The organism is Collinsella aerofaciens, assembly GCF_018785265.1.
GTDB classification, from domain to species: Bacteria; Actinomycetota; Coriobacteriia; order Coriobacteriales; family Coriobacteriaceae; genus Collinsella; species Collinsella aerofaciens_AI.
Genome location: NZ_WQPK01000036.1, coordinates 132,050 through 147,156, shown reverse-complemented (window position 1 = coordinate 147,156; position 15,107 = coordinate 132,050). Strand labels below are relative to the sequence as shown.

Annotated in this window: 14 protein-coding genes; 10 read left to right on the top strand and 4 right to left on the bottom strand. The window is 59.2% G+C overall.

The annotated features are described in order from the left end of the window. Positions 1-58: 58 nt before the first annotated feature. A complete protein-coding gene (locus GPK42_RS06525; RefSeq protein ID WP_215694338.1) occupies positions 59-1,063 on the bottom strand; it encodes a helix-turn-helix domain-containing protein in 1,005 nt (334 codons plus the stop codon). A gap of 655 nt (positions 1,064-1,718) precedes the next feature. Between GPK42_RS06525 and GPK42_RS06520 the strand changes: the two genes are divergently transcribed. From GPK42_RS06520 to GPK42_RS06510, 3 genes are read left to right on the top strand one after another with little or no spacing between them, the layout of a single operon-like run. Beyond that, a complete protein-coding gene (locus tag GPK42_RS06520) occupies positions 1,719-2,039 on the top strand; it encodes a PadR family transcriptional regulator (RefSeq protein WP_215694336.1) in 321 nt (106 codons plus the stop codon). Next, entirely contained in the window at positions 2,026-2,649 is a 624-nt protein-coding gene (locus tag GPK42_RS06515; protein ID WP_215694334.1) for a DUF1700 domain-containing protein, read from the top strand. The genes GPK42_RS06520 and GPK42_RS06515 overlap by 14 nt, the downstream gene beginning before the upstream one ends. A gap of 15 nt (positions 2,650-2,664) precedes the next feature. Next, the gene (locus GPK42_RS06510; protein ID WP_215694371.1) at positions 2,665-2,946 is read left to right on the top strand and encodes a hypothetical protein; all 282 of its coding nucleotides are present in this window, start codon (positions 2,665-2,667) and stop codon (positions 2,944-2,946) included. Positions 2,947-3,102: 156 nt separating this feature from the next. Here GPK42_RS06510 and GPK42_RS06505 read toward each other — a convergent pair whose 3' ends face one another. Further along, positions 3,103-3,234: a leucine zipper domain-containing protein gene (locus tag GPK42_RS06505; protein WP_215694332.1), complete on the bottom strand. Its 132-nt coding sequence runs from the start codon at positions 3,232-3,234 to the stop codon at positions 3,103-3,105. Between the two features lie 375 nt (positions 3,235-3,609). On the opposite strand from GPK42_RS06505, the gene GPK42_RS06500 reads away from it, so the two are divergent. Then, positions 3,610-4,152, top strand: coding sequence for a hypothetical protein (locus tag GPK42_RS06500; RefSeq protein ID WP_215694330.1), 543 nt, complete (start codon positions 3,610-3,612; stop codon positions 4,150-4,152). Continuing rightward, positions 4,142-4,906 (top strand): trypsin-like peptidase domain-containing protein, encoded by a 765-nt coding sequence (locus GPK42_RS06495; RefSeq protein WP_215694328.1) that lies wholly within the window; start codon positions 4,142-4,144, stop codon positions 4,904-4,906. Before GPK42_RS06500 ends, GPK42_RS06495 begins: the two co-directional genes overlap by 11 nt. Positions 4,907-5,074: 168 nt before the next feature. Here the strand turns inward: GPK42_RS06495 and GPK42_RS06490 are convergent, their stop codons facing one another. Next, positions 5,075-6,226, bottom strand: a complete 1,152-nt coding sequence (locus GPK42_RS06490; RefSeq protein WP_215694326.1) for a HAMP domain-containing sensor histidine kinase — start codon at positions 6,224-6,226, stop codon at positions 5,075-5,077. Next, on the bottom strand, positions 6,223-6,915 hold the full coding sequence (locus GPK42_RS06485) for a response regulator transcription factor (RefSeq protein ID WP_215694324.1): 693 nt from the start codon (positions 6,913-6,915) through the stop codon (positions 6,223-6,225). Before GPK42_RS06485 ends, GPK42_RS06490 begins: the two co-directional genes overlap by 4 nt. A 129-nt stretch (positions 6,916-7,044) precedes the next feature. Between GPK42_RS06485 and GPK42_RS10245 the strand changes: the two genes are divergently transcribed. From GPK42_RS10245 to GPK42_RS06465, 5 genes are all read left to right on the top strand, one after another. Beyond that, positions 7,045-7,134, top strand: coding sequence for a CD1871A family CXXC motif-containing protein (locus GPK42_RS10245; RefSeq protein WP_022094046.1), 90 nt, complete (start codon positions 7,045-7,047; stop codon positions 7,132-7,134). Continuing rightward, a complete protein-coding gene (locus GPK42_RS06480) occupies positions 7,127-8,029 on the top strand; it encodes a 4Fe-4S binding protein (protein ID WP_252200156.1) in 903 nt (300 codons plus the stop codon). Before GPK42_RS10245 ends, GPK42_RS06480 begins: the two co-directional genes overlap by 8 nt. A gap of 29 nt (positions 8,030-8,058) precedes the next feature. Then, the gene (locus GPK42_RS06475; RefSeq protein ID WP_252200154.1) at positions 8,059-9,030 is read left to right on the top strand and encodes a TlpA family protein disulfide reductase; all 972 of its coding nucleotides are present in this window, start codon (positions 8,059-8,061) and stop codon (positions 9,028-9,030) included. 253 nt (positions 9,031-9,283) lie between these two features. Then, positions 9,284-12,538, top strand: coding sequence for an ABC transporter ATP-binding protein/permease (locus tag GPK42_RS06470; RefSeq protein WP_215694320.1), 3,255 nt, complete (start codon positions 9,284-9,286; stop codon positions 12,536-12,538). Between the two features lie 118 nt (positions 12,539-12,656). Further along, the gene (locus tag GPK42_RS06465) at positions 12,657-15,101 is read left to right on the top strand and encodes an HAD-IC family P-type ATPase (protein WP_215694318.1); all 2,445 of its coding nucleotides are present in this window, start codon (positions 12,657-12,659) and stop codon (positions 15,099-15,101) included. Positions 15,102-15,107: the final 6 nt, after the last annotated feature.

Genomic DNA, 15,107 nt, shown 5'->3' with positions numbered 1-15,107 from the left:
GAGCGTGCGAAAGCGTCGGGCCCCCGGGACGCTTTCGATATGCCAGGTAGTCTGGCCGCTAACGCAACATATGCGCGACCAGCTCGGCGCGAGTTCCGATACCAAGCTTTGCGTATACGCCGGATAGGCGGTTTTTGACGGTACCCGGCGATACTCCCATATGGCGTGCGATTTCGGCGTTGGTCCACCCGCGACAGGCGAGCATGGCCATGGTGAATTCCGTGGTCGTTAGATCGTCGGCCACGTCCTCGCCCGAATCGGGGTTGTGGATGCGCCGCCAGCCGTAGCTGAATCGATACGTAATCTCGATGATGCGTGCGAAGTCGTCAGGGTATTGCGTTTTTAGACACGCCTCGATAAGCCCCTGCAAAAGGCCGTGGTGCTCGCCAATGAGTTCGATAAGGCCGTCGGGACGCGCAACGTCCCAAGCGGCTCCGAAGTGTGCCTTTGCGGTGTCGATGTCCTTGAGGCTCATGCAGGCCATGGAAGCCGACAAGTGCAGGAACAGCTCCGAGATGGGATAACTCCCCTGTTTCATGATCAGGGCGTTTTCCGCCATGCCCAGACTGCGGCCATATTCGCCGCGCAGGTACAGGGCATGCGCCATCACGTAGCTGGCGAACAGGCGCAGGCCTTCGGGCAGATGCGCCGCAAGCGGATAAAACTCTTCGGCGGAATGCGGGGAAGGCAAGTGCAGCAGGACGCTCGCAGCGGAGGCGAATAGGATATGCGTGGCGTGGACGGCGGGCGATTCCTCGTCAGTTGGCGTATCGAGGATGCCCGCAAGGCAACGGCGGGCATCGGCGATACGGTTGAGTGACAGACTGGCGTATCCGCAGATAAGGCATGCGGAATAGCGCAGCGCGGGGTCGGTGGCGTCAAGATAGGGGCGTGCTGTCTCGGCGGCGAGCGTGGCCTGCCCGCGAAAGTACAGCGCTTCTGCCGTGGCGATGGTGCGCGAATCGGGGTCGGAAATGCCTGCAACCGCAGCGTCAATCTGCCCCGGCACAAAGGCAGTGCACATCAACGGCATGGGAACGCATGGGTAGCCATCGCAGTCCATCTTCCATCTCCCAACAGCTGGCAACAATCGCAGCAATTGTACCCCTGTTGCTCGGTACTGGAATTTGTGGGTATCGCTTACGATTATGCCGAACGTATAGAGGAAGAGTCTATTGGCGATGCTTCCAAGGTGGCTACCGAAGCCTAGCTGACCTCGATATTTGGAAAAATTGCCACCCCTGCAAAAAGCTCTGTCGCAGCGATGGGAACGCATCTTCTGGGCATTCCGGCGTCTCCAGCCAGCGCTGGACTGCTGCTGTCGCCTGCGCGTTGGCGAGCGAGGCGTGGGGACCGTCCGGCGACCAGCGGTGACGTGCGAGCCCTGCCGCGTGCGTGGGCCTCCATCGGTGTAGACCCATGACCTCTATGGCATCGGAGAAGTCCACCATGGCGTCCAGGACCTTACCGTCCGGCGCGCCCAGCCTAGCGGCTCTCTTGAACCCGAGGTCGAAGGGGGTGTTGTACAAGGCATATGGGGCCGAGTGGAAGTGGATCAAAAGAGCGTTACTTGACGTTTCATGCATAATGCCAACCGCCCCGCGACATCACGTTCGCAGCGCGCAGGGGCCGGAGAATCTTCGCGATGAGAGTTGACGTCTAATACCTTGCATCGTATAGTTTGTATAGCATAGTATATGACGAGAGGAGGTGTGCGGATGGAGGCACAGATGAAGCGCGGCTTCCTGGAGGCCTGCGTGCTCGCGGCCGTCTCCGGCGAGGAGTCCTACGGCTACCAGATCGTGAAGGACGTACCGGCGAGCATGGGGCTCACGGAGTCGACGCTCTACCCGCTGCTCAAGCGCCTGGAGAAGGCCGGGTGCATCACGGCGCGCTCCGCCGAGCACAACGGGCGGCTGCGCCGGTACTACCGCATCACGGACAACGGGCGAGCGCGCATCGAGGAGTTCCTGGCCGAGTGGCCGTCCGTACGGGAGATTTACGCATACGTTGAGGGGGCGCACCATGACGCGCGATGAGTTTCTGGGCCGGTTGGGCGAGCTGCTCGCCTGCCTGCCGGCCGAGCAGGTGGAGGAGACCAAGGCGTTCTATGCGGAGGCCATCGCCGACCGCATGGAGGACGGTATGAGCGAGGAGGAGGCCGTGGCCGCCATGGGCACGCCCGGCGAGGTGGCGGAGGCCACGCTCGACGACCTGCCCGCCGTGCCGCGCGCGATCGCGAGGACGCGCCGGCGCAGCACCGCGCTGCTGTGGGTGCTGACAATCGTGGGCTCCCCGGTGTGGGTGCCGCTGCTCGCCGCCTTCGCCGCCGTGGCCGTCACGGTCTATATCTGCATCTGGGTGCTGGCGCTCTGCGTGTGGATCGTCGCGGCGGCACTCGGGGGCGTGGGCGTAGTTGGGCTCCTGCTTGCCGTAAGCGGCGTCACCATCGGCCACTTCCCGTACGCCCTCGCCTCGGCGGGCGTGGGGCTCGGCCTCGTCGGCGTGGCGCTCTTCGTTGGTGCTGGCGCTTGGGCCGCCTCAAAACAAATTGCGCGCCTCTCGGCGCTCTGGGCGAGGAAGGCCGCCTCGCCCTTCTGGAAGGGTAAGGGCGAGAAGGGCGGCGCTGCCGCGCATCTTGCGGCGTAGAAAGGAGTGAGTACCATGACCAGCGCGAAGAAGATCTACCTCGCCGTGGCGGGCGGGCTCGTTGCCGCGGGCGTTGTCCTCGCGGGCATTGGCTTTATCGCTTCGGGTTTCGACCCGGCCGTGTTCACAACCCAAATCGACACGCGCGACAGCACCATCGTGCTCGGCGGCGTCGAGGTGGACGACCCGACGGGCCTCCCCCTCATCGAGCTGCTCGCCGGAATCGGCGAGGTCGACACCTCCGGCATCACCGCGTCCGAGTCCCCTGCTGCCCCGGAGGCGCCCACCGCTCCCTAAGCATAGCGCGCCCGGCGCCAGCCCGGGCGGGGCGAGCGGCAGTGACGAGCGCGCCTCGCGGACCCGGTCCTCGATCTCGCGTGGCGTGGACCTCGCGAGCCTGCGCGGGCGGCTACTGCGGTCGGACATGGGCTTTCCGGACCTGCTGCGGCGCAGTCACTTGCTCGCCGTCTGGCGGCTGACGCCCATCTGACGCGCGGCCTCGGCGACGCCGAGGCCGGACTCTATGCGCGAGACGAGCGTCTCGCGCCCTCTCGGGGTGAGCCTTGCGTTAGGATGTTGCTCCATGGGAGGACTCCTCTGCTGTTCGTCTAGACAACTCACAGCATGTGGGAGCCCTCCCTATTTGTCACTACCCGGGTGTAAACAACCTATTGGCACAGAACAGCTAGAACAACCGATGCCGCCTCACTGCGCCGAGAAACCCCGGCGCCGTGAGGCGGGCGGCGGAGTGAGCCAACAGCAAAGCCACGCCGCTAGTAGTAGCCTGTCACCAGCAATCTGCAAGTCACTAGCACCCCACAGCCGTGCCGGCAGCATCCCTTGGCCGCCATATCAGCCGCACGGTATAATCTATCCATCGATATATTGGTTGAACCATGGTGTCTTTGCTGTGACCATAAACCTCCGCAAGACGCTAGGACCTTGTTCTAAGGAGATCTGGTGGAGAAAGGTCAAGAGAACCCACCACAAGACCAGGCGCTTGCCCATAGAGTCAGGTGGGCTGACCTCGACAGCGTATTCGAGCACATGGGCGACAATACTAGCGTTGGAGAGGCAAGTAACGGCATCCACCTCATAAATGACCGGGAGCACGTCGCCGTGCGCCAGGACCACGAGGTTCGCATTCCCAATGAATACCTGCAGGAATCATACGTCGGACAGCGCGACAGCGACCTGAGAAAAGCAAGGGAGATGCTTCTTCAGGCCAAGCAGGAGCGCCCTTCCTACAAACCTGACATCCTTTTAGGTCTTGCGACAACGTTCCTGGGCTGGTTTCTCGGGGGTTTGTCGTCATCTGTCACTCTCGCATCTTTGCCCGGTATCTTGATGCTCTGCGTAGCACCGTGTGGCGCAGTAGGACTCTTTGTCGCTTTTATCTTTATCCGAAAAGAAGAGAAGCAGGGCAAATCTGATCTGGCCGAGCGCGTCCTAGAACACCTGGCGGATCCCGATGACAAGGAGACCAAGACCGATGAACATTAATGATACGAGCACACAGCTGCTCTTTACCACGGTCCCCATCGTGGGCATTACTACCGAAGGCACGGGCGTCTCGGGTACAGGATTCTTCTTTTCCTATGACCTTGAAGACGGGCGAAACGTGCCCCTGCTCATTACCAATCACCATGTCCTCAAGGATGTGATTCAGGGTCGCTTCGTCATCAATCTAGCCGAAGGTGACGCCCCGTCACGCGAGACCATCAGCGTGAACTTCGACAAGTCATTCATCGAGGGGAAGAAGCTCGGAGAGCTCGACTTGGTTGCGATGCCGGTGGCCCCTGTTCTCAGCATGCTTGAAGAAAACGGGAAGAGGCCCTTCTACCGATCCATCGACTCTGGACTCATCCCGAAGAAGAGTGTGCTGGACAATTTGGCGGCGCTCGAGCAAATCACCTTTATCGGATACCCCAGCGGGCTCTATGACGACTACAACAAGACCCCCCTCATCAGGCAAGGCTGGACTTCCACGCCCGCTTGGAACGACTACAAGGGTAAGCGCGAGTTCCTCGTTGACGCATCTGTATTCGAGGGCTCCAGCGGCAGTCCCGCCTTCATCCTCAACCAGGGCAGCTATCCCACGACCGACGGAATTGCCATCGGCTCCAGGCTGCTGTTCATGGGCGTAATCACTCAGACGATTACGAAGGAGAAGAGTGAGCACCTCGATTTAGGTACAGTCATCAGAAGCGACGCGATGCTCGACAAGCTCAAACCTTTCGTGGAAGGTCTACTGTAGCTAAGAGCACCGTCAAAAGCAGTGACGCCCCTTTGCTCCTTTCCCTAGGATGAGGTGACTGAGCTCGGCATGCTGGTTGACATCTGGTTCCCCAACGGCTCATAGTACAGACACATGGAAAGCCTTCGGGTTTTGTAAGGGCGGGACCCACTGGGCCTCGCTCTAGTTTTACTGTTCGGTTAACGCTTCGGATCGTTTTGGAAGGCTTACGAGCATGGTGGCCCCGTTCTCGGAACTTGTTTCGACCTCTACAGCGCCACCGTGAAGCGCTGCAATCTCCCAAACGAGCGCTAGTCCGAGTCCTGCGCCGCCGTATGCCCTGCTGCGGGATTTATCCAGGCGAAAGAACGGTTGGAAGATGCTCTCACGGTACTGCTTGGGTATTCCCGGGCCCTGGTCCTCGACTCGCAGGAACACGTGGCTGTCGTTGTCGCAGATGGAGACGTTGACATTCGAGCCGGGGCGGCTGTAACGGATGGCATTTTCGACCAGGTTAAACACCAGCCGATAGAGGAGCGTGTCGCTCCCGATTACTAAAGCGTCTCCAGCACAATTGAGGGCTATGCCCTTATTTTCGGCAAGTGGCGCAAGGTCGGTGAGGACCTCTTCGGACAAGGGACCAAGTTCAACATCGTCCTCGCAAGGAACGCTGCGGAGCTCACTCATCTCGAGCAATACCTTGGCCATTCGAGACATGCGCTCGGTTTGTTCTTGTAGCAGGCCGAGCAGCTCGGCCGTTTCGGGTTGCAAACCGGGGTGCTCGGAGATGAATAGTTCAATCTGTGCTTGCATAAGGGCGAGCGGGGTGCGCAGCTCGTGTGCGGCGTTGCCGGTAAACTGACGCTGTGCAGAGAACCCTTCGCCAAGACGGGCGATCATGTCGTTGAAAGAGGCGCTGCATCGTTGTAGCTCGGTGGGCACATCTTCACTGAGTCTGATTTCGCTTAGGTTGTCAGGCTGCACGCGCTCCACCTGGGCGGCAAAATCCCGTAGCGGCTTGAGCGCGTGGCCGCTCACAAAGTATGCCAGCACGCCGCCAAGGAGTGTGACTCCGGCCGTGATGCACCAGGTTGTCGTGCCAAAAGACTCTTGTGCGTCGTTTACGACGATCATGACCTTGTCATCGGGGGTCGTTTTCGTTGGGTCGAACACCCGGGGCGAATCCGCGCCGGCAGCGTTAAAGGCCGAGATGTTACTGCCGATGGCATCCATGTAGCGCATGCCCGTATAGCCGACCAGGCAGTTTGTTAGCACGCACGCCGCACACGTGAGCAGTGCCGTCATAATCGTTATGCGCCATTGCAGCGAAAGCCTTTTCATTCGCTATCCTCCATAACGTAGCCCTCTCCAATCCGATTGCGAATCGGGTCGTATCCCAAAGCGCTGCGCAACTTTTTTCGGAGCGACGACATGTGAACGCGGGCTGCGTTGCTAAAACAGTTCACGGTGCTATCCCAAACGTGCTCGATAAGCTCCTCTTGACTTACCGGACGCCCCTGATTAAGCATCAGGTATTCCAAGATTCCCGTTTCCTTGCGCGTAAGAGATAAAGCCTCGCTGTCCACGGAAGCGATGCGCGCCTTGGTGTCAAAGCGGAGCTTTCCGCAGGTTAAGACTATGTCGCTTTGTGTAAAGCGTCTGAGGGTAAGGCTGCGAATCCTTGCCGCAAGCTCGTCCAGATGAAACGGCTTGGTGAGGTAATCGTTGGCGCCGGCATCGAGTCCGGCGACTTTGTCGGATACTTCGCCACGTGCGGACAGAATCAGTACCTTAGTCTCGCAGTCAGTTTTCCTAAGTTCCCTGAGTACGGTCATGCCGTCGATGCGGGGAAGGTTGAGGTCGAGTACCACGAGGTCGAAGGCCTCAACATTCAGTAGGTCGAGCGCCTCCTGTCCGTCGTGACAGCAGTCGACGCTGTACGCCAAGTTTCGCAAGCTGCGCGCGATTGCGTCACACAGCGCCCGCTCATCCTCGACGATCAAAATACGCATAACAGTCTCCTTGCACATTTCAAATCGCGCTTAACACGGATTTTATAGCCGATATGGTCCAATGGTCGCGTAACGAAAGGAGTGGTCAGGTTGTTCAAAGCGGTAAAACCCGTGGTACAGGTCGCTTTGTTGATCGTCGGAATTGCCATGGTGTGCTTTGGCGTTATGCGTGGCGAGGCGGATGCCGTGCTGGCCAAAGCGATTAGGCTGTGCTTGGAGTGTATCGGAATTGGATAAAAGAGAAAACACTGCGTCGCATGTTTTGGCTCGATTTCGCGGATTCATTCAGGCGGCGGCGACGCTCGTCACCAACATTCACCTGCCGAACTTTGCCAAAGGCGGTATCTATCAGGGCGCGGGAAAAACAGTCTGCGTACCTGGACTTAATTGCTATTCGTGCCCCGCGGCATCGGGTGCGTGTCCCATCGGGTCGTTCCAGTCGGTGGTAGGTTCATCCAAGTTCAACTTTTCTTACTACGTCACCGGTACGCTCATTTTGCTCGGCGTGCTGCTGGGACGCTTTGTATGCGGCTTTCTGTGCCCGTTTGGCTGGCTGCAGGAGCTGCTTCACAAGATTCCCGGCAAAAAGTTCTCCACGAAAAAGCTCAAGCCGCTCACGTACATCAAGTACGTCGTGCTGCTGTTTGCTGTGGTAGCGCTGCCTGTGCTGGTGGTCAACGATCTGGGGATGGGAGATCCGTTCTTTTGCAAATACATCTGTCCCCAGGGCGTGCTCGAGGGTGCCATTCCGCTGGCCATCGCCAACGCCGGCATTCGATCTGCGCTGGGGCAGCTCTTTACTTGGAAACTTGTCGTTCTCATTGCCGTGGTAGTGCTGAGCGTTTTGTTCTATCGCCCCTTCTGCAAATGGATTTGCCCGCTCGGCGCATTCTATGCGCTCATGAATAAGGTGTCCTTGTTGGGGATTCAGGTCGACGCGTGCAAATGCGTCTCGTGCGGCAAGTGTTCAAGGGTTTGTCAGATGGACGTTGATGTGGTCCGCGCGCCCAATCATGCCGAATGTATCCGGTGCGGAAAGTGCATCGGGGCCTGCCCCGTCGATGCCATCAGCTATCGCTATGGCCTGGATGTGTCGGCGGAAAAGCTTCCCTTGACTGCCGATAAAAAGTAAACAAGCTTCGACAAAACGGAGGAATGACTATGAAGCTTTCTAAGATTGCGGCCCTGTTTATGGTGCCGGTGCTGGCCTTGTGCCTTGTGGCATGTTCGGCGCCCGGCGGCAATGCGAGCGAATCTGCGAGCTCCGATCCTAAGATCGCAGAACTCACTGCGCAGAAGCCGGCCAATGCCGACGAGGCCGCCGAGCTGTATGCGAAGCTCATGCAGAAGGAGAACGAGATTTTTTCGAGTGATAACGCGCTGTGGGAAAAGGTATTCAATGCGGCAAATAAAGACTCGGCAATGATTGAGGACGGCAGCAATTACGGCGATTTTCTGCTCAAGACCATCGACGGCGCCAAGGATGAGTTCACGGCGGATGAGCTTAAGACGCTCAAGACCGGTGCACAGCAGATCAAGGAGATCGAGGACAAGCTCGAGAGCTTGGAGAAGGAGTTCCCCGGCTGTGGAAGCACGCCGAGCGCAGGCGAGAGCGTCGACGCTTCGACCGCTGGCATGACGGCCGGTGCCAATGCTTCGAGCGAGACGACGAAGTTCCCCAGCTTTACGGGCAAGGACCTGGATGGCAACGACGTGAACAGCGACGAGCTGTTCTCTAAGAACAAGGTCACCGTCATGAACTTCTGGTTCACTACTTGCAAGCCGTGCGTGGGCGAGGTGGGCGATCTTGAGAAGCTGAATCAGGAGCTTGCCGAGAAGGGCGGCCAGGTCGTGGGCGTCAATTCCTTTACGCTCGATGGCAACAAGGGCGAGATTGCAGATGCCAAGGACGTGCTGAGCAAGAAGGGCGTGACATATAAGAACGTCTGGTTCAAGTCGGACAGCGAGGCCGGTAAGTTTACGTCAAATTTGTTCTCGTTCCCGACAACGTATGTCATCGATCAGAATGGCAACATCGTAGGGGATCCAATCGTGGGAGCCATCAGCTCCGCTGAGCAGCGCGCAGCACTCGACAAGCTTATTGACCAGGCGATTGCGAATAGCGAGCAGTAAAAAACGCGTAAAGCGTAGCGAGGATCGTGCGCCGCTGTGCGAAGTAGTCCGCTGCTTTTCAAGATAAGCTCCACCATATAGAGGCCCCACTTGGGGCCTCTTCTTTTGGGTGCCGTCCCGTTCGTTTTTTGGCGCGGTTCGTTACATTCCTCACTGGTTCCGGCAAAAAATGGGGATAGAGTAGGACAAACGCGTCGAATACGAACGGCGGGGGAGAGCGGGCAGGGTGCCTGCGCAGGAGAGGTTGCCGTCCATGCTGGAGCTCAAAGGAATTTGCAAAAGGTACGTCACGCAGTTGTTTACGCAGGTGGCGCTCGACAGCGTGAGCCTGTCTTTTCGCGATAACGAGTTCGTGGCCATTCTGGGTCCCTCGGGTTCGGGTAAAACTACGATGCTCAACGTTATTGGCGGACTCGATCACTTTGATTCCGGCGACCTGCTGATCGACGGCATCTCGACCAAGGACTTTCACGATCGCGATTGGGATGCCTACCGCAACAACCGCATCGGCTTTGTGTTCCAAAGCTATAACCTCATTCCGCATCAGACCATTTTGGAAAACGTGGAGCTGGCGCTCACGCTCACGGGTGTGGGGCATGCCGAGCGCCGCCAGCGTGCGCGCGAGGCGTTGGAGAAAGTTGGTCTGGGCGAGCACGTGAACAAGCGCCCGAGCCAGCTTTCGGGTGGGCAGATGCAGCGCGTGGCCATCGCCCGCGCCCTGATTAATGATCCCGAGATTGTGCTGGCAGACGAGCCGACCGGCGCCTTGGATTCTACAACGTCCGTGCAGGTCATGGACTTGCTCAAGGACGTGGCGCGCGACCGTCTGGTTATTATGGTCACGCACAATCCCGAGCTGGCGTACCAATACGCCACGCGCATCGTCAACCTGGCGGACGGCAAGATCACCGACGATTCCGATCCTTTCGATGTCGCTGACGCCACGCGCCGCGAGGCCAAGCCTACGCGCAAAACCTCGATGAGCTTTGTGACGGCGCTGGGGCTTTCTGCCCGAAATCTCATGACCAAGAAGGGCCGCACGGCCATGACTGCCTTTGCGGGCTCGATTGGCATTATCGGTATCGCGGCGATTCTGGCGCTGTCCAACGGTGTAAACGGCTACATCAAAAAGGTCGAGGAGGATACGCTCTCGAGCTACCCGCTCACCATTTCCAAGCAGGACTACGATCTGTCGTCCATGATGGGCGGGCAGGGGGCCACGGATGATGACTCGCCTGAAAACGCGGATTCGTCCGACGACAGTGCCGGCGGCAAGGCCCAGGGAACCGATAAGATTCCCGTGGTCACGGCCGTAAAGGATATGTTTGCGAGCGTTAAGTCCAACGACATGACGAGCTTTAAGGCATGGCTCGATGCCGGTGGCGACGGCATCGATAAAGAGGTCAACGCCATTCAGTACGGCTACGGTGTATCGCCGGTTGTCTATCGTGCCGGTAAGGGCGATGAGAAGCCTGTCCGGCTGGTGCCCAACGCCATGACCGAGGTCATGAGCGGAGGCGCGAGCTCGGCGGCAACGGTGAGCATGGAATCCATGGGAACCTCGGTCTTTAACGAGATGATCGACGACCAGAGCCTGCTCGACAGCCAGTACGATGTCGTCGCCGGTCATTGGCCCACGTCTGCTAACGAAGCCGTAATGGTGCTTTCGAGCCGCGGCACGGTGGGCGACTATACGCTCTACAGCATCGGCGCGCTGGATATCGATGAGCTCAACGATCTGGTAAACAGCGCTATGACGGCTGACGGTGGGGTCGAAACGCCCGAGACCGGCACCGACTTTACCTACGACGATGCGCTGTCCACGACGTTTAAGGTGCTGTCGCCGGCCGATGCGTATCGCAAAAACGAAGAGACCGGCATGTGGACCGATATGTCTGGCGACACCGACTTTATGGCCGCCAAGGTTGCCGATGGCATCGACGTACGCATCGTTGGCGTGGTGCGACCTAACGAGACAGCCAATGCGAGCGCGTTGTCTCCGGGCATTGCCTATACGCATGCGCTGACTCGCCAGCTTATGGAGCGTGCCGCCGATTCGCAGATTGTGCAGGATCAACTCGCCCACCCCGAGACGGATGTCTTTACGGGCAAGTCTTTCGATGAGCTGCAAGGCGAGGCCAAGCAAGGCGTGGATCTGGGCAGCATGTTCAGTGTGGACGAGGCGGCACTTAAGAGCGCGTTCTCGTTTGATGCGTCTGCGCTTTCGGGTGCGGCCGGCGGTATGGACCTGTCGGGTCTTGACTTGTCCGGGCTGGACATTGACCTTTCGGGTGTTGGGAAGGACATCGACTTTGGCGACATCATGGCCAAAGCGCCAACCCCAGATTTCTCGGGCATCTTTGACGGCCTGGAACTTACGCCCGAGCAAATGCAGCAGGTGGGAACGCTTGCCAACCAATTGTTTGAGGGCTTTTTGCAGTCTGATCAGTTTAAGGCGCTGACACCCGATGATCTTAAGGACGCGTCAAAGCTCGCTGCCGCATTCTCGACGTATCTTGAGAGTGATACGGCAGCCCAGCAAATCCTGGCCCAGCTCAGGGCGCTCAGCGGCGATGCCCTGGCAGAGCGTCTCCAGCAGGCGATGACCGACTATGTGCAAAAGCAGCTGGCTCCGTATCTGCAGCAGGCTATGGATCAGGTGATGAAGACAATCAGCGATCAGATTGCGACGACGGTATCGTCCCAGCTCAAGGCGGGCGCGGCAGGGCTCATGGGACAGATGGCGACGCAGATGTCTTCGGGTTTTGCCAACCTGGCGAGCGCCATGCACATGGATGCGAGCGCCTTTGCCAATGCCATTCACTTCAACATGGACGCCGAGGATCTGAGTTCGCTCATGATGAGTTACGCCAAGGCGTCGAAGCTCACCTACGACAACAATCTGACCACGTTGGGCTATGCGGACGAGGCAGACCCCATCTCGGTCAAGATTTTCCCGCGCGACTTTGAGGCCAAGGAGCGCGTGCTTGATCATATCGATGCGTACAACAAGCAGGTCAAAGCCGCCGGCCACGACGAACAAGCCATCTCGTACACCGACTACATGGGCATCATCATGGGCTCGGTGACCGATATTGTGAACACCATCAGCTTGGTGCTCATCGCATTTGTGAGCATCAGCCTGGTGGTGAGCTCCATCATGATCGGCATCATCACCTACATCAGCGTACTGGAGCGCAAGAAGGAGATCGGCATCCTACGTGCGATCGGCGCGTCAAAGCGCAACGTGGCCAACGTGTTTAACGCCGAGACCTTTATCGAGGGCCTCATTGCCGGCGTCTTTGCCATTGTCGTCGTGGTGGCCGTGAGCTTTCCGGTTAATGCCTGGGCGCTTACTGCCAAACAGGTACCCAATCTGATGAGCCTGCCCGTGCAGGATGCGCTGGTGCTCATTGCAATTTCGGTGTTGCTGACGGTCGTTGCCGGTCTGCTGCCGGCCCGTAGCGCATCCAAAAAGGACCCCGTGGAGGCCCTTCGTTCCGAATAATGTGACAAAGGGACAACCCTTTTGTCACGGCTAAAAGCAAGGAAGTCGCAAGGGTTGGGGCGGGGTTGTCGGCGAGTGCCCTCGGATACAATCGAAGCCGTGCTAGAAAGAGGCTTCGATGATTAGAAAATCGTTCTTTAATCCGTTCTCGTCGCTGCTGCTTGCGCTTGCCGGGCTGGCTTTTTTGGTCGATGTCCTGCCGCAGGTGGAAGGCCAGACGGGCGTGTTCGCGCCAGCTGTGCTCTTTTTGATGTGGCTGGTGGGCGGCCTGGTGCGCCTGTTTTACGAAAATGAGGCCAAGCGCAGCTTTGATCGCCATATGTTTAAAGCGAACCACGCGGCCGTTTGGAAACGCGTCGATGCGTGTTGGATTCAAGTTGATGCCGACCGGCTTGTGCCCGGCGACGTCGTCCGCCTATATGCCGGCATGCTCTGCCCGGTCGACGTGACCCTTGCCAAGGGCGACCAGGTCCTTGTCTCGGAATCGTCGCTTACAGGCGAGAGCGGTCAGACCGCCAAGCGGGAAGGGGAGACCGTTCGCGCGGGAACGACCATTGTCGACGGCAAGGCGTCGGCAACCGTCCTCGCCCGCATTGCCGATGAGCAGCCCGTTTTGCGCCGTCGCGCTCGAATGGGCACACAGTTTGGTGCCGGCGCCAAGAGCATCTGCGCCGCCCTGGTAAGATGCATGCTCATCGTACTGCCGTTTGTCATTATGATTCGAGGCTTTGTGCTGGGCGACTGGGCGCAGGCACTGCTGTTTGCCCTGGGCACGGCCGTGGGCCTGGTTCCCGAAATGCTGCCGGTTGTCACGAGCGTTTGCCTTTCGGGCAGTGCCCATCGACTAAAAAACAAGCAGGTCATCGTTAAGAACGTTGACGCCATGGAGTCACTGGGCTCCATGGACGTGGTGTGCGTTGACAAGACAGGCACGCTCACCGAAGATGCCGCGGCGCTCGAGTACTACACCGATATCCTGGGCAACGAAAGCGAGCAGACGCTCAACCTGGCGTATCTGGAGAGCACGAGCCAGGGGGCCGCTGCCAATCAGCTCAATCGGGCCATTGCCGATGCGTGCGCGGCACCCGAGCTGCACCTTGCCGCGAAAGACCTTGGCCACGCCTTTGCACTGCATGCCTCTGACCCCTTCGACCACGTCACCAAGGCTTCGGGTGTCAAGCTCGACGCCACGCCCGGGGCGCTTGGTTGTTTGGGGCTACAGGTTCGCCCCGGCAATCATCTGACCATCGTAAAGGGCGAGGTTGAAAGCGTGTGCACACGCTGCGCCTGGGCAAACTTTAAGGGCGAGCTGGTGCCCATGGATGCCGATGGCCGTCAGAGCGCCTACGAGGTTGCCGAGGACATGCGCGCCGATGGCATCAAAGTGCTCGCCGTCGCCTATAGCACGACGTCGGCGGACTGGGATGACCTGGTGCTGTGCGGCTTTTTGGGCTTTTTCGATCGGCCCAAGGCGAGCGCTCGTGCCGCCGTGCAGGCGCTGTCTAACCTTTCCGTCGAGGTGCGCGTGCTCACGGGTGATTCGGCTTCGGTCGCTCGCTCAACATGCTCGCGCCTGGGCATTCCCGCCGATAGCGTTATCACCGGCAGCATGCTTCAGGCCATGGAGGAATCCGAAGCGCTGATCCGGGTGGGGAAGGCTCGCGTGTTTGCCGAGCTTACGCCCGCACAGAAGGCGCAGATCGTTAGCCTGATTCGCCTCTCCGGCCACATCGTCGGCTATATCGGAGACGGCGTGAACGACGTGCCGGCGCTCACATCGGCAGACGTCGGCATTGTCGTGGACTCGGCTGCGGCCGAATCCAAAAAGGTGGCCGACCTGGTGCTGCTCGAGCGCGACTTGGGTGTTGTCGCCGAGGGCGTCAGCGAGGGCAGGACTTCGTTCGCCAATGCCTCCAAGTACATCCGTATCGCATCGAGCTCCAACTTTGGCAATATCTGTTCGGTTGCCGCCTCGAGCATTTTCCTGCCCTTTGTGCCGGCAACCGCTACCCAGCTGCTCTTGCTCAATCTGTGCTACGACGCCACCTGCCTGGCGCTTTCGTGGGATAACGTTGACGATGCAGAGATTGCCCGCCCCAGGGCCTGGTCGGGTAAGGGGCTCGGCAGCTTTATGCTTCATTTTGGCTTTGCGAGCTCGGCCTTCGACATCATTACGTTTGCCATTCTGTTCTTGGGCGTATGCCCCGCCGTCTGCGGCGCGCCCTTTGCCGCGCTCGACGCGGCGGGTCGAGCGGCCTTTATCGCGACCTTCCAAGCCGGCTGGCTGCTGGAATGCGCATGGACCGAATCGCTCGTGCTCCTGGTGTTGCGAACGCGCAGTGTCCGCGACGGGGATCGTCCTTGCACACCGCTCGTGGTGATGGTTGCCGTCATGCTCGTTGTCACGGCGCTCCTTGCGCTCAGTCCGGTGGCGCAGCTGTTTGGGCTCGCCACGCTGCCTGTATGGTATCTGGGCATCGTTGCGCTGCTGAGCGTGTTGTATCTTGTTGTTGCTTCGACGATCAAGCGGGTCTATCTGGCCCGCTCGAGCAGCTTGTTCTAGGGCGGT